The following is a 23,580-nucleotide window of genomic DNA, read 5'->3' on the forward strand; positions in this document are numbered from 1 at the left end:
CACTGGACTGCATAAAAATTTATTATATATCTTACACTGTAAGATAAAAGGGGAATTGATATGTTGAAAATATTTAAATATTTGAAAAGGAATGAATGGATACTTGTTCTATTAAGTATAGCATTCATTACGGTACAGGTTTGGCTGGATTTAAAGCTACCGGACTATATGGCTGAAATCACGACATTAATCCAAATGGAAGGTACGAACTTTTCTCAAATTATTGGACCTGGAGCATATATGCTACTCTGTGCAGTAGGAAGTATGGTTACTGCCGTTATCGTAGGATACTTTGCTGCTAAGGTTGCAGCGGGATTATCAAAGCGTCTACGCGGATTAGTTTTTGATAAAACTTTATCTTTTTCGTTGGAAGAAATTAATCGTTTTTCGATAGCAAGCTTGATTACTCGTTCAACTAATGATGTTACGCAAATTCAATTTATTGTGGCAATGGGATTACAGATAATTGTAAAAGCACCAATTCTAGCTGTTTGGGCAATCATGAAAATTTCAGGAAAGAGCTGGCAATTGACAACAGCGACAGGTATAGCAGTTGTCGTTTTATGCATGATGTTAGCTGTGATTATTCTATTTGCAATACCAAAGTTCAAAATCATCCAAACTCTTACTGATAATTTAAACCGTGTAACTCGTGAGAACTTAACAGGGATGCGCGTCGTACGTGCCTATAACGCTAAGGGCTATGAAGAAAATAAATTTGAAAAAGCTAATATGGAATTAACAAAAACAAATCTTTTTACCAATCGTTTAATGGCAATTATTGGACCAGGAATGACTGCGATTATGTCTGGTTTAAGTGTTGCAATTTATTGGATTGGTGCTTATTTGATTAACGAAGCACAGATGATAAATCGAATTACAGTTTTCTCGGATATAGTTGTTTTCTCAGCGTATGCCATGCAAGTTGTAATGGCGTTTATGATGGTAAGTATGATTTTTATTATGTTACCTCGTGCTACGGTATCAGCAAAACGTATTATGGAAGTACTTGAAACAGAAGCGAAAATTAAAGAGGGTACAGTTACAGAAGGAAAACCAGGTATTGTGGGAGAGATTGAGTTCCGCAATGTTAGCTTTAAATATCCAGATTCAGAGAACCATATTCTTCGTAATATTAGCTTTACTGCAAAAAAAGGAGAAACGGTAGCTTTTATTGGATCCACGGGGAGTGGAAAAACAAGTTTGGTAAATTTAATTCCTCGTTTCAATGATGTTTCTGAAGGGGAAGTATTGGTTGATGGCATAAATGTAAAGAATTACAGACAAGAAACTCTACACGATAAAATTGGTTATGTTTCACAATCGTCTGTGTTATTCAGTGGTACTGTAACTTCGAACGTTTCCTATGGAGAATCTGGACATATGGATTCGTCACTAAATGCTGTCAAAGAAGCATTGGAAATTGCACAAGGGAAAGAATTCGTGGAAAAACTTGAAGGACAATATGAAGGGCAGATATCACAAGGTGGTACAAACGTATCTGGGGGACAAAAACAGCGTATATCCATTGCTCGTGCAATTTATCGAAAACCTGAAATATATATATTCGATGACTCGTTTTCGGCATTAGACTACAAAACAGACAGGGTTCTACGTTCTGCTTTAAGAAAAGAAACGAAGGATGCCACTACCTTAATTGTTGCACAGCGCATCGGAACAATTAAAGATGCAGACCGCATTATTGTCCTTGAAGAGGGAGAAGTAGTTGGGAATGGAACACATGAACAATTAATGGATAACTGCGAGACGTATCAAGAGATTGCATATTCTCAGCTTTCGAAGGAGGAATTGACTGATGGCCAAAAATGATTATACCATTGGAGATCATGAAAAAAACTCAAAAAATGAGAGACAGATGGGCGGAGGGCATAGTCCAATGGGTGGCAGGGCCCAAGGACAAAAAGTAAACAATTTCAAAAAAACGATTCAACAGCTGATTTCCTACTGTAAGTCTTATGTACCCATTGTTATTTTCGCCTTAATATTAGCTTTTGTCGGTTCTGCATTTAATGTATATGGCCCAGAAAAATTAAGTGAAATGACCGACATTATCCAAGAAGGGATTAGGGGTGACATTGATTTAGGTGCAATCAAAAATATTGGAATCATTTTAGTGGTTCTCTACGGATTAGGTTTGGTATTTAATTATATACAAGGGTTTATAATGGCAACGGTAACACAAAAAATCACAAAAAAAATGCGTACAGAATTATCGCAAAAAATGAATCGAATCCCTTTAAGTTACTTTGATAAAACGAGTTATGGAAATATATTAAGTCGTGTAACAAATGATGTTGATACAATTGGCCAAACGCTAAATAACAGCCTAGGACAATTAGTAACGGCAATCGCAACTTTTGTCGGCGCATTGATAATGATGTTCTATACAAACTGGATTATGGCTATAACAGGAATTGTTGCAACCTTAATTGGATTTATTCTAATGACATTGATTATGAAGCGTTCTCAAAAATACTTCGTACAGCAGCAGGCTGAACTTGGGAAAATTAATGGACATATTGAAGAAATGTATGCAGGTCACCATATCGTAAAAGCATATAACGGCGAAAAGGAAGCAAAAGAATTATTCCATACAATCAATGATCGTCTTTTTGATAATGCTTGGAAATCACAGTTTATGTCTGGGATTATGATGCCTATCATGCAATTTATCGGGAACTTTGGGTATGTAGCAGTTTGTATTGTTGGTGCATTACTTGTGACAAATGGTGTAATTACAATTGGAACAATCGTTGCCTTTATGGTCTATATTCGTTTGTTCACACAGCCTTTATCACAATTAGCACAAGCTGCAACGAATCTGCAATCTACAGCAGCAGCAAGTGAACGTGTATTTGAATTTTTAGCAGAAGAAGAATTGTCAGATGAAAGTGAAAAAACAATGAGATTAGACAATGTCAAAGGGGATGTGGAATTTAATAATGTTAAATTTGGCTATGATAAAGATCGTCTAATCATAAAAGACTTCTCTGCTAAAGTGAATGCAGGACAAAAAGTAGCTATCGTAGGTCCAACGGGCGCTGGAAAAACGACATTAGTCAATTTATTAATGCGATTCTATGAACTCAACAGTGGAGAAATTACTATTGATGGTGTTCCTATAAATCAATTAACTCGTGAATATGTGCATGATCTATTCTGTATGGTACTTCAGGAAACATGGCTATTCGAAGGGACGATTCGCGACAATATTGTCTATTCCAAGGAAAATGTTTCAGATGAAGAAATCATAGCAACATGCAAAGCAGTTGGGCTGCATAATACGATTAAAAACTTATCTAAAGGTTATGATACCTTATTAAATGATAAAGCGAATTTATCAGCTGGACAAAAACAATTAATTACGATTGCCCGTGCGATGATTGAAAATGCCCCATTATTAATTCTAGATGAGGCTACGAGCTCAGTTGATACACGTACGGAATTATTAATTCAAAAAGCAATGGATCGTTTAACAGTTGGGAAAACATCCTTTGTCATTGCACACCGTCTTTCGACGATAAAAAATGCTGACTTGATCTTAGTTATGAAAGAGGGAGACATTTTAGAAACAGGAAACCATGAGGAGTTACTAGCGAAAGGTGGATTCTATGCGGATCTGTATAATAGTCAATTTGAATCAGTCTCTTAAGTATTGATTACTAACTTCTTTCTCAGGATCCTTGAGGCTAAAAGCTGGTGAATGAAGTATGAAGGTTTAGTAGGTAGGGCTAGAAATAGATATAGACTCTTTCCAGACTATAAAATTAATTTACTGGATGGGGTTGGTTGAACAAAGACGAGTTTTGAGATTATTGCTCATGTAATTTAAATATCTTATGTTTGGCATACTATTCAGTTGTGCCAAAGGTCAAAAAAATTAGCAAATATGTAAAGCTCCATTAAATTAAAAATGGAGCTTACTTTTTTTATACATTAAATCTTCAAAGTGTCAGGTGGCACATTTTGCGGATGGATATCATCTCCATGCATCTAGAAGTCCAAAAGTCGATTCACTTCCTAATAAGTTTTGGTTAAACCAATATGACAACGTGTCATATTTTTCCTTTGACGTATGACACGTTGTCATGTAGTATTGATTTATACCCAGTTGTGACACATTGTCATATGTTGGTTGGATTGGAGCGTAATAGTATTCTTAAACAAGACTTTGTTGATTTATCAGTATTTTGATTACAGATATTTCCCTCATTTTATTAGAAGAATATCTCAAGCGGAACAATAAGAGTTTTTCTAAATCATAAAAAAATCAACTTTATTAGGAGGAGCATAAATGAATTTATTAGAAGTTAAAAATATTAATAAATCATACACCATATATAAAAAAGAAAAGTCAACAATTCTCCATGATATAAATTTAACCTTTAATAAGGGGAGTTCGTGTCTATACTTGGTGAATCAGGATGTGGAAAATCAACATTAATGAATATCATTGGCGGTATGGATTCTGACTTTAAGGGAGAGGTTCTTGTAGAAGGAAAGAACCTAAAGACCATGAAGGAATATGAAATTGATGATTATCGAAAAAGTAAAATTGGATTTGTTTTCCAAAGTTTTAATTTAATTCCTCACTTGAGCGTGTTAGAGAACGTAACGATTGCGATGCAGATGGCAAGTAAAAGCGAAAAAGAACGAAACGAAAGAGCAAAAGAACTTTTAGCTGAAGTTGGCTTAAAAGAACATATGATGAAAAAGCCAAATCAACTTTCTGGAGGGCAAAAACAACGTGTAGCAATCGCACGTGCATTAGCAAACGAACCAGACATCCTCTTGGCTGATGAGCCAACAGGAGCTTTGGACAAAGAAACAAGTCAACAAATACTAGAACTATTAGATAATATTGCAAAGAAAGGAAGGCTCGTAATTACTGTAACTCACTCTCAAAAGGTTGCCGATTCTGGTAGTAGGATTGTGAAAATCGATGACGGTAGAATTATCGAAGATATAAACCTGAAGGAGAGTTATCCATCTAACAAAAAGACTAAACAAGCGAAATCCAAAAGTCTAAGTCTAACTTCTTCACTCAAACTTGCGTTAAAAAATATGAAATTGAATGCAAAAAGAAACATACTAGTTGCTTTAGGTGGTTCCATCGGTATATTAAGTGTTATTTTGATGTTGTCTTTAGGTAGCGGTGTTACAAAGTATATCAATGATGAAATCAACTCCAGCATGAACCCTTTAATGGTTGAAGTTACAAAAGGAAAAGAAGATAAGGCTGACAATTCCATGTCCATGCTAGCGGCAAAAGATCCTTTAAAGGAAGAAGATATTGAAAAAATTAAAAATATCGAGCATGTTAAGAGTATCGAAAAAGTATCATCTTTTGACATGAAAAGTAGTGCATTATATGGAGATAAGCGTTCAGATATTATGAAATTTTCAACAATGACCGATTCTATAAAAAAAGAAAATTTAGAAAAAGGGAGTCTTCCTAGCGAAAATGAAGTTCTTTTAACACCAGCACTAGCAAAATCATTAAGCAATGGGGAAGACTACAAGTCATTAATTGGCAAAGAAATAAGTGTCTATGTGAACGAAATAGGACAGGGCAACAAACCAGTTACTATCGAAAATAAATTAAAAGTATCCGGTATATATAAAGCTGAAAGTATGGGACCACAAGGAACAACTATGGCGTATGTACAATATGAAACGTTAGAAAAAACATATGCAAAGCAAGGATTGACTTTAAGCCCTACTCAAATCAATGCTTTTGCTGAAAAACAAGAACAGGTAGAAGAAATTAAAACTGAATTAGGCAACTATGGATTTGAAAGTTCCCAAATGGCTGAAATGCTTAAACAAGTTACATCCTATTTAGATATGGCTACTGCACTCTTAGCAGGAATTTCGGGAATCTCTCTAATTGTTTCAGGTATTATGATTTTAGTCGTTTTATATATCAGTGTAGTTGAAAGAACAAAAGAAATAGGAATATTGCGCGCTGTAGGAGCGAGAAAGAAAGACATAAAACGAATTTTCTTCTCAGAATCCGCGTTGCTTGGTTTATTTAGTGGTTTAATAGCTGTGACAGGTGCCAGTGTAATTAGTTTGATTGGGAATACCCTTTTATCAAATAGCTTTGGTGCAGAGCTTATCAATCTAACAGCTCAAAATATGTTACTGGGTATAGCGGTAAGTATAGTTGTAAGTGTAATAGCAGGAATTATGCCAGCGTCCAAAGCTGCAAAGCTGGATCCAATGGAATCACTTAGGTTCGAATAGAATAGTCTTTTGTATCTAAGGTTAACACAAATATAATTTGTGTTAACCTTAGGATAATGAAGAGTCTCCATTAACAGGACTTAAATGAACTCTTTCGCTTTATAGAATATTAATAATGAAAAAGATCCATATTTATAAATGGGAATGACACATTGTCATTCATTCGATCGGAGGAAAAAATGCCTAAACAAACATTTTTTAATTTAGCAAGTGAAAAAAGAAGCATTAATTCAGGCAGCAATGAAAGAATTTTCAAGAGTTCCATTATTCGAAGCATCGATTTCCAATATCATCAAAGATGCTGGAATACCGAGGGGGAGCTTTTATCAATACTTTGAGGGTAAAGAAGATGTTTTCTTCTTTTTATTAGATGAATATTCCAAAAGAGACAATGAAAAATTCATTTCGATATTAAAAGAAAAGGATGGGGATTTATTTGACGCATACATTGAGTTATACCAATATATGCTAACGAAATTTCAAAACCTAGAAAATAGAAATTTTTTTAGAAATGCCTTTTTGAATATGAATCATAAAGTTGAAAATACATTGACCCGAAATGTGAACGAGGAAAACTATAAGAGTCGATTATCAGAAATCATGATTTTGATAAATACAGAAAAATTGAACATTATAGAAGAACGAGAAATATTCCATATCATGAAGATTATCATGGCGGTGACATTTCAAAATCTTATTCAAAATTTTGCAAAGGAAATCCCTTTCGATGAGTCTGTGAAAAATTATGCTTTAGAACTTTCTTTGCTTAAAAAGGGGCTTTATAAAGGGGCAAATAAATGAAAGTTTTAGAAGTCAAAGAAATGAGGGAATTCCAAATGGAAGATATGCAAAAATGGGGTCAGTTTTTATTACCTTATAAGTTTGCTTTAGACGAAATGAAAACAAAAATCACTATTATAGCTGAGGAAGCAAAATATTTAAATAATCACAATCAAATTGAACATATTAAGACCAGACTCAAATCTTTAGAAAGTATTCAATCAAAACTTGATAGAAAGAAAATTGCTCCTTCCCTGTTAAATACGAAAGAACATTTGTATGATATTGCTGGGATGAGAATTATTTGTCCTTTTGTAAGTGATATCTATGATATCTATTCGCAATTATCTAACCGGAATGATATTGAGATTGTACAAGTGAAAGATTATATTACAAACCCAAAACCAAATGGATATCAAAGTTTACATGTAATTGTTCAGATTCCTGTGACACTATCCAAAAGTGTAGAGAAGGTTTATGTTGAAATTCAGCTTCGTACCTTAGCAATGGATTTTTGGGCTAGCCTAGAACATAAAATTTATTATAAGTATGATAAAGAAATCCCTTGCTACCTTGAAAAAGAACTTAAAGAGGCAGCGGAAACGGTAAAATCTCTGGATGAAAAAATGAAAGATATCCATAAAAAAGTAAAAGGTTTAAATTGTTAAACAATGATATGGAACCCAGGCAAGGAAAAGAATCTTTAAGTATAGAAATAAAAAATTTTTGAGGGAGATGCATGCGTTTGGCTGAAACTGCACAAAGAAAACTACAACATCAACGATTGCCTATGTTTCAAATTATTAAGCGGGCTATAGCTATAATCATTGGAGCGCTATTAATGGCCACAGGACTCGAAATTTTCTTAATTCCTAATCAAGTTATTGATGGAGGCATTACCGGAATCTCGATTATGCTTTCTCACCTCACCGGATTAAATTTAGGTATCTTCCTATTTATATTAAACCTTCCTTTTGTTTTTATGGGCCATAAACAAATTGGAAAAACCTTCGCGTTTTCTACTGTTTTTGGTATTTTAACTTTATCAATTTTAACTACACTTTTTCACTCAATTCCTGCATTTACAGATGATATTCTTCTTGCTACTATTTTTGGAGGCATGGCACTTGGTGTTGGGGTTGGTCTAGTCATTAGATATGGCGGGGCATTAGATGGTACAGAAATCCTGGCAATTCTAATTAATAAAAAAATTCCTTTTTCTGTAGGGGAAATTGTTATGTTTTTTAATGTTTTTATTTTAGGAGCCGCAGGATTCGTATTCAGTTGGGATCGCGCAATGTATTCCATTTTAGCTTATGTCATTGCATCGAAGGCAATTGATACCGTAGTTAATGGTTTTGAACAATCGAAATCTGTATGGATCATCAGTGAACAGCAGGAAGAACTTGGTGAAGCAATTAATTCACAATTAGGTCGTGGGGTCACATATCTTCACGGCGAAGGTGCTTATACGGGGGATAACAAAAAGGTTATTTTTTGCATTATTAACCGACTTGAAGAGGCTAAATTAAAATCTTTAATTGAAGAACTAGATCCAGCTGCTTTCTTAGCCGTAGCAGATATTACAGAAGTACGTGGAGGACGATTTAAAAAACGAGATATACACTAGTGTTAAAAATATCACAATATATGCCGCTTACTATTTAAATTGATTTAGGCGGCTATCAATCGCTTGTAACTAATATATAAAGATATTTCTCCACGGTAATTATAAAAAATATATCCATTACCATAAATACCCAAACGATTCACTTATCATATATTTAATAATTTTCCGCTACTATTCTTTGCGTAAGTAATTCTATTCCTAAAAAATAATAATTTCACTTTAATATTTAATTAAGCTAATTATAAATGATGTTATATAAATGAGGAGTGTTTATTATGTCAAAAGTACTTTTTATTAATTTCCCCGGAGAAGGTCATGTGAATCCGACAATTGGAATTGTAAGTGAGTTGATACAACGAGGCGAACAAGTTGTCTATTATTGTATTGAAGATTATAGAGATAAAATTGAAAAGACAGGTGCCGAATTTCGAACATATGAAAACTTTCTCCCAAGAACAGATATTAATAAGGATGTTAAACAAAAAGCTAATCAGTTAGATATGTTATTTAACATGATTTCTGCCATGGATAGAATAATAAAAGATATTTTATCCGAAATCGAAGGTGAACAATTTGATTATGTAATTTATGATCATCATTTTGCGGTGGGATATATTATAGCATCTGCTTTACAATTACCAAAGATTTCTTCATGTACAACATTTGCTTTTAATGATTCTATTTCGTTATTCAAAATAGGTAATTCAGAACATTCAGGCGGAAAATCTCCTTTAAATAAAAATTGTATAGACATTATTAACAAATGGAAAGAACAATACGGAGTCATGTACGATAGCTTACGTGACATTTTAAGTAATCCAGGAGATATTACTATTGTATATACTTCGAAAGAGTACCAACCGTATGCAAATGAATTTGGTGATTCTTTTATATTTGTCGGACCTTCTATCACACCGCGTCATGATGTGGGAGATTTTCCTATAGAAGATTTAAAAGATAAAAAAGTGATTTTCATCTCTATGGGAACTATACTCAATCAACAACAAACTTTATATGAAAAATGTTTTGAAGCCTTTAAAGACATACCTGCAACAATTGTATTGGCAGTTGGTAAAAAAACAGATATAGAGCAATTTAAAAATGTTCCTCCGAATTTTATTCTATATAAATATGTTCCACAATTAGAAGTATTAAAGCATACAGATGTATTCATTACACATGGAGGAATGAATAGTTCGAGTGAAGCACTATATTATGGGGTACCATTAGTTGTAATACCTATTTCAGGAGATCAACCCTTAGTTGCTAAAAGAGTAACTGAATTAGGAGCGGGTGTTCATTTAGACAAAACGAGCTTAACCCCAGAAATATTACGGGAAGAGACAGAAGCAGTACTATATAGAAAAGAATTCAAAGAAAATAGTTGTAAAATTAGGGACTCTTTCCAAATGGCAGGGGGATATAAAAAAGCAGTGGATGAAATTCTGCACGTGCTTTCAAAAACAAACTATAAGAAATAAATAATAAATAATGAATAATGAATAATGAAACAAATCTAATGAATTGTATAGACTAGAAGGGAACTTTCTATATATAGAAAGTTCCCTTCAGGCTGTGGAGAAGAGTTTCTCCACAGTCTGAAAACGGATATTTTTATAAAAATATCCGTTTTTTTATAAACGAGGATATGTATTATACGCATAAAAATATCCAATACTGGGAATGATAAAATTTTTTTTAGAGGGGATGAAAAATGGCAAAGCGTAAAAATGATTGGACAGAAAAGAAAATAGAGAAATATATAAAAGAAGGTAGAGGACAAGGGGAATTAAATAACTATAAACCCTGGTTAACAATTCGAAATGTTTCTTCAATAGGGAATAGTTCTCGTTTGAAAGGATGGAAAACAAATAGAAGACATGAGTTATTGTCTGATTTAGAGCGAAATTATTTTTTTATAATGGAATGGATAGAAGAAATTATCGATATTCGTGAACAATTTCCGTTAAATCGGGAAATTACATATAAAATTGCTAAGGAAAAAGGAATTTGTCATCCTATTTGTACAAAAAATGAAACGTTAATTGTACTAACAACAGATTTTTTCCTTACAGTTAGAGAGGGAAATGGCATAAAATATCTAGCTAGAACTATCAAGCCTAGTAGTGAATTAGAAAATGAAAGGATAATTGAGAAGTTTGAGATAGAAAGAGAATATTAGGAAAGAAAAGGGATTAATTGGGGGATTGTAACAGAAAAGGATATTCCTATCATTATAACCCAGAATATTTCATGGATTCATAAGTCTTATTATCTTGATGAAATTGAAGATGAAACGTTTGTAAAAGTCTTCTTTAGTTACTTAATGAGGTTTCAAAATATCGATAAGAATCTTATGGAAATATGCAACGAGTTTGAGGAACAGTACAATTTGGAACAAGGTTCGTCAATTAAATATTTTAAACATTTGTTAGCTAGGAAGTTGTTTTTTGTAGATATCAGTTCTCAAAAATTAAATGTACGAAGTTTAAGTGTAAATGATGTAGTTTTTAGTAAAAGAGGTGATGAAAATTGTGATTCTATTATCAGTTAATGAAACATTTAAGTCAATTGATGATTCAAAGGTATACAGATTGCTCTGGATAGATGAAGGTAATGTTATTACATATTTAATTGATGTTTATGATGAAAAAGCTATGCCTTTTGTAGATACAGTTAGAAATCTTCATGAAGGTTTTGCAAATGGACAGTACATAAAATTAAGTACAAACGAACTATTTCCAATTGTAAATCATGAAGAATTAAAAGAAAAAGATAAATTAATTAGGGATAAAGCATGGGGGGTTATACAAGATTTAGTAAGTAAAGAACCTAATATCTTCAAAAAAAATGGGAGAGGCAAGCTCATTTCGCAAGCAACAGAAAAATTTGGCTGTACGAATAAGACTATTTATAAATATTTAAAAAGGTATTGGCAAAGAGGGAAAGTCAAAGATAGTTTACTTCCGGATTATAAAAATTGTGGGAATAAGGGAGAACAAAAGAACTGGAACGGAAACAAAACTGGTAGACCTAGAATTACAAACAGCACGGGAGTTAATGTTACATCTGAAATAAAAGAAATATTTAAGAGGGCTGTACAGTCTTATTATTTTTCAAATCAGGAAAATACACTAGCATATGCTTATAAAATGATGATTAGGGATAACTTTCAGTCGAGTGTATATTATCAAAATAATACCAAATATATTAAGATTTTGGATGAGGGAAATATACCTACTTTGGGACAGTTTTATTATTGGTTTAATAAAGAATATCGCATACAAGAAGTTACAATTGCTAAGTATGGAAGAAAGAAATTTGAAAGAGATTATAGGGCTGTTTTGGGTTCTTCTTCTTTTGAGGTTTTTGGACCAGGATCTAGGTATCAAATTGATGCAACTATTGCTAATGTATATTTAGTTTCTCGCTACAATGCTGACTGGGTATTGAAGCGACCGACGATTTACTACGTAACAGATGTCTTTACGCATTTGATTACTGGTTTTTATGTTGGGTTAGAAGGACCTTCATGGATTGGAATGATGATGGCACTTTTGAATTCTACTGTCAATAAGAAGGATTTTTGTGCGAATTATAATATATCTATTACAGATGATTGTTGGCCAGCGGCACATTTACCAGAAATCATCTTAGGTGATCGAGGAGAATTAGAAAGATATAATGTAAATCATTTGATAGAAGGACTTAATATTACTATTGAAAACAATCCATCTTTTCGCCCAGATTGGAAAGGAATTGTTGAAAAACTATTTGATACATCTCAAGAAAAAATACGGCCATTTTTACCTGGGTATGTTTCAAAAGATTGGGGGAAATGGGGCACAAAAGACCCACGTTTAGGGGCGAAACTCGATATAGAACAATATACAAAAATTATTATCAATTTTATTTTGCATTACAATAAAAATTTCTATATGAAGAATTACATACGTGATAAAGATATGATAGTTGATAACGTAAAACCCACACCGATTGAATTATGGAAATGGGGCGTAAAAAATCGTGCGGGGAAATTAAGAGTCGTCCATCCTGATATTATGAAATTTTACTTAATGCCTAGGGGGTGTGCTACGGTAACTGCAAAAGGAATCAGATTTGAAAAAATGTTGTATAGCTGTGATACAGCAATTCAGCAATCATGGTTTTCTACAGCAAGAACAAAGAAAAGTTGGAAAGTAGATTTCTCATATGATCCACGCAATATGAATCATATTTATATTCATACAGGGAATGAAGAGATTTTTGAGAAATGTTATCTGTTAAAGCATCAAGAACGATATCAAAATAAAACTTTAGAAGAAGTTAAACAGTTAAACGCTATAGAAAATAAAGATTATAAAGAGAGAGAACATAGTTTATTACAAAGTGAAATTAACTTTTTTGATAATATTCAATCTATTGTTAAAGAAGCGATTAAAGAAACAAGTGAAAAGCAAACAAAGAATGTAACGAAAGTAAAGAAAATTAAAGATATTAGTCATCATACTAAATTGGAGAGGAATGTACGAAGAACTGATGAAGTGTTTAAAATAGATAAAAATGAGGAAAAAACTTTAACAGAAGGAATTTATTTAGACGATCAACAAGAAAATGAATTCAAGCGCCGCTCAGTTAAAGAATTATTTAATAAAAGAAGGGGGCGTAAAAATGAGTGATGCTCTAAGGGAAGTTAAGTTAGATAATGGGACATACGCTTTAATAGCACAATATCAGTCACAGGAATTAGTTGATTATCAGGGGAATCCTTTAATAGAAGCTTTACCTAGTATATTGTCATATGAAGAGGCTTTTAATCAACTTAGTTTTTTACCTAATTATCATGAAAAAGAAAGAAATTTATCAGATCATCATCGATTTCATGCATTATTACGTTTAACTCGTTTTTTTCAACCAATTGCTCAAACATTAGACTTAGAAAGACGTTTTTCAAGATTTTTACGATATGGATATGTGAACCGGAACACTCTCCAAAAACAACATATTCAAGTGCTAAATGAATTACATAATCAATTAGTAGAAAGAAATAATTTAAATTTGTCAGCAGATATACGTACTACTGCATCTAGTTTTACCTTAATGGGTTTCTCAGGTATTGGAAAATCAACAGCTATAGAACGAATCCTTTCATTATATCCTCAACTAATTATGCATAGATACCCCCTCAATACGCTTCAAATTGTTTGGTTAAAATTAAATTGTCCGCATGATGGATCGTTAAAATCATTATGTCAAAGCTTCTTTGAAAAGATAGATAAATTAATTGGAACAAACTACCTTGAAAGTTATGGTAAGTCCTCTAATTCTATAAGCTCAATGGTAACTAGAATGGGACAAATTTCTAGATTACATTGTGTTGGTGCATTAATCATAGATGAAATTCAACATCTGTTGGCGGCTACTGGGGATGCGTCAGAGAAAATGATGAATTTTTTCGTTACCCTTATTAATGAAATTGGTATACCGGTAATGATAATTGGGACTATGAGAGCTAGAAGCCTTTTACAAAAAGATTTTAGGCAAGCACGTCGTGGTAGTGGACAAGGAGATATGGTTTGGCAACAAATGAGCAATAAGGAAGATTGGGAAGTTTTAATTACAAGTATGTGGGATTATCAGTGGACAAAGCAATATGTAGAACTTGATCAAGGTTTATTGGATGTTATTTACGAAGAGAGCCAGGGGATTACTGATATCGCTATAAAGCTATTTTTACTAGCGCAGGGGCGAGCGATTGAAACGGGGATAGAAAAAATTTCATCAGGGCTAATTAGAAAAGTTGGTAAGGAAGATTTAAGGCTTGTTCAACCAATGCTTAAAGCTCTTAAATCGGGTTGTGAAACTGAGATAGCGGGGTATGAAGATATAGTATCGTTAGATATGCAAGACTATATTCTAAATAAACTACCAGTAATCGATATGAGAGCTAGGCTCCAAGATAAAAAAGAAAAAATGGCACAAGAGCGTTTGAAAAAAGAACCAACTAAAGTAGAGAAGTTAATTTTTGCTCTTATAAACTTAGATATTAATGAAAAAGATGCAGAAATAGCAATAAAATATGTAATAAATAAATCACCTAACGCTAATATTAATGAGTTGATGAAAGATGCTTTGCAGTATATGAAAGAGAAAGAAAATAAAAAAAGAAAAGAAATAGTGAAGGATAAAAATATATTAAAGGGTTTCATTGATGGCGGTAAGCAGAAAAAACAATCTGCATATGAAATCCTAAATAATGAGGGATATATTAAGAATCCTTTAAAAGAATTTAATTATAAAGAATTAAGGTGATGTTAATTGCTTGAGCATTTTCCTGTTCCGTATGAAGATGAATTGTTTTATAGTATAGTTTCAAGATATCATATGCGAAGTCCAGATTTATCTAAAAGGAAAACTCTTGAGAAGTTATTTGATAAAAGTAGTTTTTTTTAGGAATCCAATCCGTTGGTGTATTGAAACATTTAGTGGATAATCTACAAGTGTTTTCAGATATGTATACTATAAAATATTTTATAGAAAGGCATTCACTGATACCACTGATTAGACCATTTAAAACAGAAGAGTGGTACGAGCAATTAAATGAAGGAATAGGTTCAAAAGTTTATCATAATCAATTCAGTTTAAAAAAAGGGAATATAAAATCCAAAGAGCATTTATACTGTTGTTCAGCATGTATAAAGGAACAATATGAGCTTTATGGTGAAGCTTATTGGAATAGAGTACATCAGGTTCCAGGAGTTTTTGTTTGTATAAAACATCAAATACCTCTAATTAAGCATCCAACTAACATCACACACTTGTATACATATAAATTTATCTATCCTAAACTAAGGGATAGGATAGATAATGAATCGTTTTTTGAAAATAAACTTATGGATGAATTAATAGGGATTGCAGAAGATGTAAAGTATTTGTTAAGTGAAAATTTCTCGTCTTTTGAGAAAGATTATTATGTTGAGAAGTATGAGACACTCCTGAAGATTAAAGGTATCGGATATCCTATGTTAAAAAGAACTCAACGCTTAAGTGAATTACTTCAAGATCATTATTCGCAAAATCTATTATGTATGCTGGAATCTTCATTTCAAATAAATGAAAGATCATCATGGGTAAATGATATTTTTGGTCAAGGTAGTATCCGATTTTGTCATCCAATTAGACATATATTGATTATGCGTTGTTTGTGTGGTTCTGTAAAAAACTTTTTTGAAAATGAATTTATATATGAACCTTTTGGAAAGGGACCATGGATATGCATGAATCCTTTAGCTAATCATTATTTGCAAAAAAACGTTAAAAAGGTGGAAATTAGTGTTCATGGATTAAATCGAGAAGTACAAGGAGATTTCACATGTAATTGTGGTTTCATATATAGACTTAGAGAAAGAGAACAAGATTCCCTAAATATCCTTTATTGGAGCAATAGAATTGTTGAAAAAGGAAATGTATGGGAGAGGGAATTTAATAAGCTTTTATCAAGTGGATGTACTCAGAAAGAAATCGCAATGAAAACAGGACTTACACCACCTACTATACGAAAAATATTAAGGGATCGTAAAAAAATAATAAAAAAACTAGACAGTAAAGAAACTTTACAGATTTCGCGAGAAAAGAGAACACTGGATTATAAAGAAAAATGGATACAATTAAGATGTAACTATCCAACCTATACAAGAGTAGAATTGGCTCATTTAAATCGAGCAGCGTATGCTTGGTTGAGTAAATATGAGAGAATATGGCTAGAAAGCCATTTACCGTCCAAAGTTTTGGGTAAAAATTCAATGAAAAAAAGTAAAGAAAGTTACTATAAAGAAGATTTAGTACATATAGAAAATGCCCAAAAAATAGTTAATGATTGGGAAGAATATGAAAAGGTTAGAGGTAAGTTAATTAGAAAAACGTACTCAGCTGTTACGAAGATATTAGGAGTATATAAAAAGTGTTCGAAAAAAGAATCATCCACTGTTGAAAGATTATATTGCGACAATTGAAGAATCTTTACAAGATTTTCAAAAAAGAAGGGTTCGATATATACTTGAACATAGGTTCAAAGATGTAGTAGTTAGTTTATCTGAAGTAAATGATGCAGCGAGTGTAAAAGTAGCAGTAAGAAAAGGAGAAGGGGATATAAAAGAATATATAAAACGGTTGATAAAGGAGCACAACCAATCAATCTTAATGAAAAGATACAGAAATATATAATTATTTTTGGAAATGTGAAAAAAAGCAATGTACTACACATCTAATATAAATGTATGGTACATTGCTTTTTATTTATAAACGAATAGTTCGGAAATTTGTATTGCGCAACTTTCTTTTAAGAAGAAAACAAATTTTAATTTGGAATTAAAGTTGTTAATGTACAACCATGTTTTAATGTCATTTAAAAGGATCATTAATCAGTAGGTTATACAGCCATTTTAATGTACAACTTTGTTTTAACATAACAATAGGGGTGTAAATTGAACAGAAATATCGATTTGTTTTGAAAAAAGTATGGCAAAAGGACGCCATGCTTTTTTCAGTTTATTAAAAATAAAGAACAATTTTTATTTAAAGGATGTTTTAAAGGATGAAGCATTAGGAATCATCTCAATCCGGAAAGCATATGACTTAATAGAATCTATTTCTATGTGCAAGGGGAATGCATATGTGGAAATTTCAAAAACCTTGAAAAAACGATTGCATAAGTATATTTAAATTTTATTTATTTTCATACATAGTATAATTGAGCATTCAAGGAACAAGGAGTGATTGTAATGTCGACAGACCAACCTATTCCTGGACATTTTATTATGGACCCACAGCGAGCTATGCTGTTGCCACCGGAATTGAAAGCAGCTCCATCTGAATCATTAACAGAACAATTATTTATTGAACGATCTATAACTGAAAATAGATTTTGGTTACGTATTATGAAAGAGCATGCTTTGTTTCTTGGTGAGGGGTTTAATCGTAACGATAAAAATTTAATTCAGCAAGTAGAACAGTTTTATAATCAGTTTGATAGACAGCTGCAAAAAGCATTTACTATTCCACAAACTGTTCAAGCGGTAAGGCAATTAAATGAAGAGAGCATTCAGTTAGTGTATGCTTTTCGTAATTATAAAAGAAACTTACTAATTTTAATCATCAATTGTAAAGTGAAAGGGTTTAATTTTCCACTTTTAGTGGATCATGTTGCACGAGAAGCGGAATATTTTATGCGGACACTTCAAAAGTTTAATGAAGGCAAGATGGATCCTATTCAAGATGCGATTATTAGCGAGAATGTTTTCTGGTTACGAATTATGATGGAACACTCACGTTTTATTGGATCATTACTGGATCAATCGGAAAGAAATCTTGTTCATACAGCGTTGAAATTCGGTGATGATTTCGAAATTTTGCTTAACCAAGCTAGAGATGTTGAATCGATGTTATATCAAAAAGAACCGACATATCCGATTATAGGAAAAATGAATAAAGATAGTGAAAATGCCACTGTTGAGTTAAGGGATTTCAAAAAAGCAGGATTAGAGTTAATTCAAACATGTCAAATCCGAAATGTCATAAATCCATTGCTTGCTGATCATGTTACAAGAGAGGCAGAGCATTTCCTCTTCATGATTCATGTATTGGAGCAAAGGCTAAAGCAAAAGCAAGTGGAACAATCTCCGCAATAATAAATAAACAAGAAAAACATGGCAAACTAATGTCATGCTTTTCTTGTTTATCCCGCTATTTGTGGGCAGTAAAACTCCCACCTCAAAATTTGGCTGGAGCAAAGAAGTTATGTGGGAGTCGGGCTGCCCGTAAACACCCGATTGGTGAAGGCTAATAATCAGCGGGGGATGAACAAAACCCCCACTGATTAAAGTTTCACTTTATAAATTGTGATTTGATTGTTTCGGTTGTAATAAAAATATTGCTAATCCAATGAAAATAAGTAGAATTCCTAGTCCTTGCTGTAAAGAAATTGTTTCATCTAAAATGAAATAGGCTAAAATACAAGTTCCAATTGTCTCTCCTAAAATACTCATCGAGATAACAGTAGCGCTCATCCATTTTAATAACCATTTAAAAATTGTTTGTCCTAAAATCGTTGCAATGAATGCAAGACCTATAAAGGACCACCATGTTTGTGCAGTGTAATTGAAGAAAGATGACTGCTGTGTGTAAGCAAATATACCGAGAAAGAGTGAACTACTGCCATAACTAATTACCGAGTACGGTATTAGGGATAGGTCTTTACGAACATATTGACTAATGAAAAAGTAAGCTGTTATGACGCCAGCAGCAATAAAAGCTAAAATATCGCCGTATAAAGCCTCGCCACTAATTTGAAAATCTTGCCACCCAATCACGATACTTCCTGAAATTGCAATAAGGCAGCCTATAATCGCACCTTTCGTAAACCGTTCCTTAAATAAAAAATAACCACCGACCATTGAAAATAAAGGTTGCAACGTTACGATAACTGTAGAACTTGCTATGGAAGTATACTGTAATGATTCAAACCATAGTACATAATGAGCTGATAGAAATAATCCAGATAAGAGTCCAAATCCCCATTGCTTTTTTGATAATGAGCGAAGTTCGCTTCGATTGTTTGTATTAAATATTAGAAACGGTAAAAGAATTACCGTAGCAAACAATAATCGATAAAAAGCAGTGATTGCTGCAGGGGCATCGGCTATTTTTACGAAGATAGCTGAAGTAGATAAGGCGAACACGCCAAAAAATAAGATGAAATATGAAAGAATAGGTGATTTCAAAGTTTGTCCCTCCGATTGGTTGTTTATTATAATGAACTGTATATAATATAATGTACAAAAGTTAGTATATAAGCCTAAGATGAAATAAGGAAGGATTAATTGCCACTGTTTAGTATGTCAGCACAAAAGGGACAAAAGATGTATTATGATGGACGAAAGGAAGTTGTAACAATGATTCATTATCGGCTAGGTCAAACTGTTTTAAGTTATCGTAAGAAAAATAATATGACAATTCGTGAATTTGCTGATTATGCAGGAATCAGTACTTCACTTATTAGTCAAATTGAAAGAGGACATGCCAATCCTTCTTTAAATGTATTGGAATTAATAGCGAAAGCATTAAATGTACCGCTGTTTACTCTTTTTATTAATGATATTGATACAGACTCACTTATTTCTAAGAAGAAAGATCGGAAAAAAGTATATCGAGAAAATAATGATCATATTGTTTATGATGTGTTAACACCAGATTTTATGAAAGCTCGCATTGAAATGTTAATGATGGATTTAAACGGATATGCAAATACAACAGAAAGTCACTATTCCCACGAAGATAAGGAAGAAATTGCAGTTGTAATGAAAGGGGAAGTGTATGTGGAATTGGAAGGGAATGAATATTTTTTAGAAGAAGGAGATGTTGTGCGTATTCCACCGAACGTGAAACATAGATTTTTGAATAAGAGTAATGAAATGAATCACATCTTATTTGTATTAACACCTTCGTTAAGCTAAGGAAGTAGCTTAAGGATACATACTAAGTGGTAACATAATAGAAAGTATCAATTACATAAAGATTCGCGTGTATAATAAAACAACTATCTATAAATGCATACACATTTGATTTTCACTTTGTATGTTTAAGAAGATGAGAGATTTGACAAAAAAATAAGATAGTTCCATGACTATCAAACCAAATAATTCAGATAAACAAGGAGTAAAACGAGAGATTGTTCGTTATTTATTTCATAATCAAAACAAACACAATTATGGAAGGTTGAGACTGCATTAGGGATGAATAAGTATCATCTCAAAATATTATTAGAAGCAAATTTAATTCTTGTTGAGCGACAGGGACAATTTTAATTTATAACTGTAAAGGAGGAAACTTTTCAAGAGTTTTCACCTGGCTTTTTGCCGACTTTGTAGATGCTAAAAAACCATTTTTATTAGGGTTTAGAGGGGATAAGAGAGATGGAAAATATAAGTGTATTAAAAGATGGGCTTTCAATTATATCTCAATGTAAAAAAGAAACAAATGATATTTGGCATGCACATTTCGGAGCAGCTGCCATTGCTAGTTATTTTTTTACGAAAAACAATAACATTGATGAAAAAACTGCCTGTAACATTTATTCTCAAGCGAAAATGATGCTCCATAAGCAAAGGTTAGGCGAAACAATTGATAATAAACAAGGTGTCGATTATCAAAGTGCTGAAGAAACGATAATTAAATCTTTGGAACAAACGATTGATGAACTCCATTGGGTTGGTCATAATGTAATTTACGCTTCTTTAAGTTTACTAGCCATTAAGGAGTTAAGTCATTGGGGGAGTGAGCAAGATATTAATAATATAGCAAACCTTATATTATCGTTTCAAAAAACAATTCCCGGTAGATCTTGGATTGGTTTTACAACTAAAGAAGTAAAGCAACTAATTATAAATAATGAGGAGATTCAAAGCGAAATTAAAAACCCGAAGCAATTATCTGATTTTATTTTAAGTGAATTATCTGAATTTAACGTTATATATAAGGCAGAATCACATCACGATTTAATTGGTCATATGCTTACCTTCTCACATGCGATTAATATATTATATGACTTAGGGCATATAGAATTATTTCAACGAGGAATAAAACCACTATTAAAGCTAGTTTATGTACTTAGAAAAAGTCGCAATTTAATGCCGAATGCCCAAATAATATTGAATTCTCCTGTAGATCGTTTACCTCTTACAAAAGCAAAAAAAGTTGATACACTTCCGCTAGATAATGCATTCTGGCTTAAAGACTACAGCGAATTTAATTGGGATTTTGGACACATATTTAAATTTTCATATAGTTATTTTGATCACTTAACAAGGGTTCCAGAATATAAAGATAAAACATTTGAGAAATTCTGTTGTATTATTAATGAGTAAAAGTGTCTAACTTTAAATTAATAGTAAATGGTACACATTCATAAACTAACATATTTATAAAAAATGGTAGAAAATTATAATGACCTGTAATAATAGGCTTAGTTTAAGTCTCTTTTTTGTTAGTAGTATATTGTTTTTTCAAATATGTAAGATTTTACATTAGCATGAGACTTTTACTTATTATGTAAGTAGGCTATACTAAAATACATATATTTTGAAATTGGAGCGAATAAAGACGACATGGAATTAGTGAAGTTAGAAAAAATAATTGAATTGAAAAAAGAAGAATTATTGAATCTAGTCTCAAATTATGGACTTCAACATGAAAAAGTAATAGCACTCAGCCAAGAAATTGACAAATTAATAAACTGGTTTATGTTTTTAAAATAGAAAGAACTATGACGTGAGTTGAATATGTTATAGTTCTTTTTTATTCATATATATTGTCTAATTTCTTACAGAATGCGAAAGCTGCTAGTCGACTATGATAATTTTTGGTTATAATAATAAAGGAATTATTAATTGTATCGGTTAGGGGCGCAGCAAATATGAAAACAGTCGTTGTCATCGGTGGAGGTATTACTGGACTTTCTACTATGTTTTATTTAGAAAAATTAAAGAAGGATTATAATATAGATTTAAATTTAATCCTTATTGAGAAAGAAGAGTATTTAGGTGGTAAAATCCACAGTGTGGAAGAAAATGATTTTATTATGGAATCTGGAGCAGATTCTATTGTAGCTCGTAATGAACATGTTTTGCCGCTTGTAAAAGATTTAAATTTAGAAAATGAAATGGTATATAACGAAACAGGTATTTCTTACATATACTCTGATAACATATTACATCCAATTCCTGCTGACACTATATTTGGGATTCCTATGAGTGTTGAATCATTATTTAGCAGTACGCTAGTCTCAAAAAAAGGGAAAATCGTTGCTTTAAAAGATTTTATTACGAAAAATAAGGAGTTTACAAAGGATACATCACTTGCTGTATTTTTAGAAAGCTTTTTAGGGAAAGAATTAGTGGAAAGACAAATTGCACCTGTGCTTTCAGGTGTATATTCTGGTAAATTGAATGAGCTTACAATGGCATCTACGTTACCGTATTTACTTGAGTATAAAAATAAATATGGAAGTATTATTAAAGGTTTTGAAGAGAATAAAAAACAATTTCAGTCAGCAGGAAATAAAAAGTTTGTATCATTTAAAAGTGGACTATCTACGATTATTAATCGCTTAGAAGAAGTGCTGACTGAGACTGTCATTAATAAAGGTGTTGTAACAACAGTGATAAGTAAAAAAGGGGATCGGTATGAGGTTTCTTTTGCAAATCATGAGACAATACAAGCTGATTATGTCGTTTTAGCAGCTCCACATGATATCGCACAAACGTTATTACAGTCTAATGAGTTAAATGAGCATTTTAATAAATTTAAAAATTCATCGCTTATAAGTATTTACTTAGGTTTTGACATACTAGATGAACAACTACCGGCTGACGGCACAGGTTTTATCGTAACGGAAAACAGTGATTTACATTGTGATGCTTGCACATGGACAAGCAGGAAGTGGAAACATACATCTGGTAAACAAAAGCTATTAGTAAGAATGTTTTATAAGAGCACTAATCCAGTATATGAAACGATCAAAAGTTATAGTGAAGAAGAATTAGTACGAGTTGCTTTATATGATATTGAAAAGAGCCTCGGAATTAAAGGCGAACCGGAAGTAATTGAAGTTACAAATTGGAAAGATTTAATGCCGAAATATCATTTAGAACATAATCAAGCTGTTCAATCATTACAAGAAAAATTGGCCGTGCTTTATCCTAATGTATACTTAGCTGGTGCTTCATATTACGGTGTAGGAATTGGTGCTTGTATTGGAAACGGAAAGAATACTGCCAATGAAATAATTACGACATTGAATGAACAGTCAAAATAATAATATTGAATACATATGTAAATAAAATGTC

17 protein-coding genes and 2 pseudogenes are annotated in these 23,580 nt (G+C 32.3%); 18 read left to right on the forward strand and 1 reads right to left on the reverse strand.

Translation table 11 applies throughout. The features are described from left to right. The first annotated feature begins 60 nt into the window (after positions 1 to 60). From JFU23_RS27400 to JFU23_RS27455, 14 genes and pseudogenes are all read left to right on the forward strand, one after another. Positions 61 to 1,830 carry an ABC transporter ATP-binding protein gene (locus JFU23_RS27400; RefSeq protein WP_201033185.1) on the forward strand — a complete coding sequence of 590 codons (1,770 nt, stop codon included), beginning with the start codon at positions 61 to 63 and terminating at the stop codon, positions 1,828 to 1,830. After that, positions 1,817 to 3,673, forward strand: a complete 1,857-nt coding sequence (locus tag JFU23_RS27405; protein ID WP_201033187.1) for an ABC transporter ATP-binding protein — start codon at positions 1,817 to 1,819, stop codon at positions 3,671 to 3,673. The genes JFU23_RS27400 and JFU23_RS27405 overlap by 14 nt, the downstream gene beginning before the upstream one ends. A 749-nt stretch (positions 3,674 to 4,422) precedes the next feature. After that, positions 4,423 to 6,270, forward strand: coding sequence for an ABC transporter ATP-binding protein/permease (locus JFU23_RS27410; protein ID WP_307838479.1), 1,848 nt, complete (start codon positions 4,423 to 4,425; stop codon positions 6,268 to 6,270). Between the two features lie 179 nt (positions 6,271 to 6,449). After that, a pseudogene (locus tag JFU23_RS27415) lies at positions 6,450 to 7,071 on the forward strand (TetR/AcrR family transcriptional regulator). A 35-nt stretch (positions 7,072 to 7,106) separates the two neighbouring features. After that, a complete protein-coding gene (locus JFU23_RS27420; RefSeq protein WP_201033319.1) occupies positions 7,107 to 7,718 on the forward strand; it encodes a GTP pyrophosphokinase in 612 nt (203 codons plus the stop codon). Between the two features lie 122 nt (positions 7,719 to 7,840). Next, the gene (locus JFU23_RS27425; protein WP_374101396.1) at positions 7,841 to 8,680 is read left to right on the forward strand and encodes a YitT family protein; all 840 of its coding nucleotides are present in this window, start codon (positions 7,841 to 7,843) and stop codon (positions 8,678 to 8,680) included. A 275-nt stretch (positions 8,681 to 8,955) separates the two neighbouring features. Beyond that, complete coding sequence (locus tag JFU23_RS27430) at positions 8,956 to 10,161, forward strand: macrolide family glycosyltransferase (RefSeq protein WP_201033190.1); 1,206 nt, start codon at positions 8,956 to 8,958, stop codon at positions 10,159 to 10,161. 233 nt (positions 10,162 to 10,394) lie between these two features. Further along, positions 10,395 to 11,234 (forward strand): annotated as a pseudogene (locus JFU23_RS27435) (TnsA endonuclease N-terminal domain-containing protein). Continuing rightward, positions 11,206 to 13,359, forward strand: coding sequence for a Mu transposase C-terminal domain-containing protein (locus JFU23_RS27440; protein ID WP_207200018.1), 2,154 nt, complete (start codon positions 11,206 to 11,208; stop codon positions 13,357 to 13,359). The pseudogene JFU23_RS27435 and the gene JFU23_RS27440 overlap by 29 nt, the downstream one beginning before the upstream one ends. Beyond that, a complete protein-coding gene (locus tag JFU23_RS27445) occupies positions 13,352 to 14,992 on the forward strand; it encodes an ATP-binding protein (RefSeq protein WP_201033197.1) in 1,641 nt (546 codons plus the stop codon). The genes JFU23_RS27440 and JFU23_RS27445 overlap by 8 nt, the downstream gene beginning before the upstream one ends. Before the next feature lie 161 nt (positions 14,993 to 15,153). Then, positions 15,154 to 16,692 (forward strand): TnsD family Tn7-like transposition protein, encoded by a 1,539-nt coding sequence (locus tag JFU23_RS27450; protein WP_242483540.1) that lies wholly within the window; start codon positions 15,154 to 15,156, stop codon positions 16,690 to 16,692. Further along, the gene (locus JFU23_RS30685; protein ID WP_242483541.1) at positions 16,667 to 16,903 is read left to right on the forward strand and encodes a hypothetical protein; all 237 of its coding nucleotides are present in this window, start codon (positions 16,667 to 16,669) and stop codon (positions 16,901 to 16,903) included. The genes JFU23_RS27450 and JFU23_RS30685 overlap by 26 nt, the downstream gene beginning before the upstream one ends. Positions 16,904 to 17,197: 294 nt before the next feature. Then, complete coding sequence (locus JFU23_RS30310; RefSeq protein WP_003189162.1) at positions 17,198 to 17,401, forward strand: hypothetical protein; 204 nt, start codon at positions 17,198 to 17,200, stop codon at positions 17,399 to 17,401. Between the two features lie 59 nt (positions 17,402 to 17,460). After that, a complete protein-coding gene (locus JFU23_RS27455) occupies positions 17,461 to 18,366 on the forward strand; it encodes a DUF2935 domain-containing protein (protein WP_002141730.1) in 906 nt (301 codons plus the stop codon). A gap of 201 nt (positions 18,367 to 18,567) precedes the next feature. On the opposite strand, the gene JFU23_RS27460 is transcribed toward JFU23_RS27455, so the two are convergent. Then, the gene (locus JFU23_RS27460) at positions 18,568 to 19,458 is read right to left on the reverse strand and encodes a DMT family transporter (RefSeq protein WP_201033198.1); all 891 of its coding nucleotides are present in this window, start codon (positions 19,456 to 19,458) and stop codon (positions 18,568 to 18,570) included. 114 nt (positions 19,459 to 19,572) lie between these two features. Between JFU23_RS27460 and JFU23_RS27465 the strand changes: the two genes are divergently transcribed. From JFU23_RS27465 to JFU23_RS27480, 4 genes are all read left to right on the forward strand, one after another. Beyond that, positions 19,573 to 20,190, forward strand: a complete 618-nt coding sequence (locus JFU23_RS27465; RefSeq protein ID WP_201033320.1) for an XRE family transcriptional regulator — start codon at positions 19,573 to 19,575, stop codon at positions 20,188 to 20,190. A 459-nt stretch (positions 20,191 to 20,649) separates the two neighbouring features. Then, a complete protein-coding gene (locus JFU23_RS27470) occupies positions 20,650 to 21,600 on the forward strand; it encodes a hypothetical protein (protein WP_002031955.1) in 951 nt (316 codons plus the stop codon). 240 nt (positions 21,601 to 21,840) lie between these two features. Beyond that, on the forward strand, positions 21,841 to 21,990 hold the full coding sequence (locus JFU23_RS27475) for an aspartyl-phosphate phosphatase Spo0E family protein (RefSeq protein WP_002012842.1): 150 nt from the start codon (positions 21,841 to 21,843) through the stop codon (positions 21,988 to 21,990). A 158-nt stretch (positions 21,991 to 22,148) separates the two neighbouring features. Further along, a complete protein-coding gene (locus JFU23_RS27480) occupies positions 22,149 to 23,549 on the forward strand; it encodes a protoporphyrinogen oxidase (protein WP_201033200.1) in 1,401 nt (466 codons plus the stop codon). Positions 23,550 to 23,580 lie beyond the last annotated feature (31 nt).

Source organism: Bacillus sp. TH50 (assembly GCF_016650565.1).
Lineage (GTDB): Bacteria > Bacillota > Bacilli > Bacillales > Bacillaceae_G > Bacillus_A > Bacillus_A mycoides.

Coding starts and splice junctions, on each gene's coding strand:
- JFU23_RS27465 (WP_201033320.1), top strand. CDS start 19,573: ATGTCAGCACAAAAGGGACAAAAGATGTATTATGATGGACGAAAGGAA.
- JFU23_RS27445 (WP_201033197.1), top strand. CDS start 13,352: ATGAGTGATGCTCTAAGGGAAGTTAAGTTAGATAATGGGACATACGCT.
- JFU23_RS27400 (WP_201033185.1), top strand. CDS start 61: ATGTTGAAAATATTTAAATATTTGAAAAGGAATGAATGGATACTTGTT.
- JFU23_RS27425 (WP_374101396.1), top strand. CDS start 7,841: ATGTTTCAAATTATTAAGCGGGCTATAGCTATAATCATTGGAGCGCTA.
- JFU23_RS27440 (WP_207200018.1), top strand. CDS start 11,206: ATGAAAATTGTGATTCTATTATCAGTTAATGAAACATTTAAGTCAATT.
- JFU23_RS27430 (WP_201033190.1), top strand. CDS start 8,956: ATGTCAAAAGTACTTTTTATTAATTTCCCCGGAGAAGGTCATGTGAAT.
- JFU23_RS30310 (WP_003189162.1), top strand. CDS start 17,198: ATGGCAAAAGGACGCCATGCTTTTTTCAGTTTATTAAAAATAAAGAAC.
- JFU23_RS27470 (WP_002031955.1), top strand. CDS start 20,650: ATGGAAAATATAAGTGTATTAAAAGATGGGCTTTCAATTATATCTCAA.
- JFU23_RS27475 (WP_002012842.1), top strand. CDS start 21,841: ATGGAATTAGTGAAGTTAGAAAAAATAATTGAATTGAAAAAAGAAGAA.
- JFU23_RS27405 (WP_201033187.1), top strand. CDS start 1,817: ATGGCCAAAAATGATTATACCATTGGAGATCATGAAAAAAACTCAAAA.
- JFU23_RS27455 (WP_002141730.1), top strand. CDS start 17,461: ATGTCGACAGACCAACCTATTCCTGGACATTTTATTATGGACCCACAG.
- JFU23_RS27420 (WP_201033319.1), top strand. CDS start 7,107: ATGGAAGATATGCAAAAATGGGGTCAGTTTTTATTACCTTATAAGTTT.
- JFU23_RS27480 (WP_201033200.1), top strand. CDS start 22,149: ATGAAAACAGTCGTTGTCATCGGTGGAGGTATTACTGGACTTTCTACT.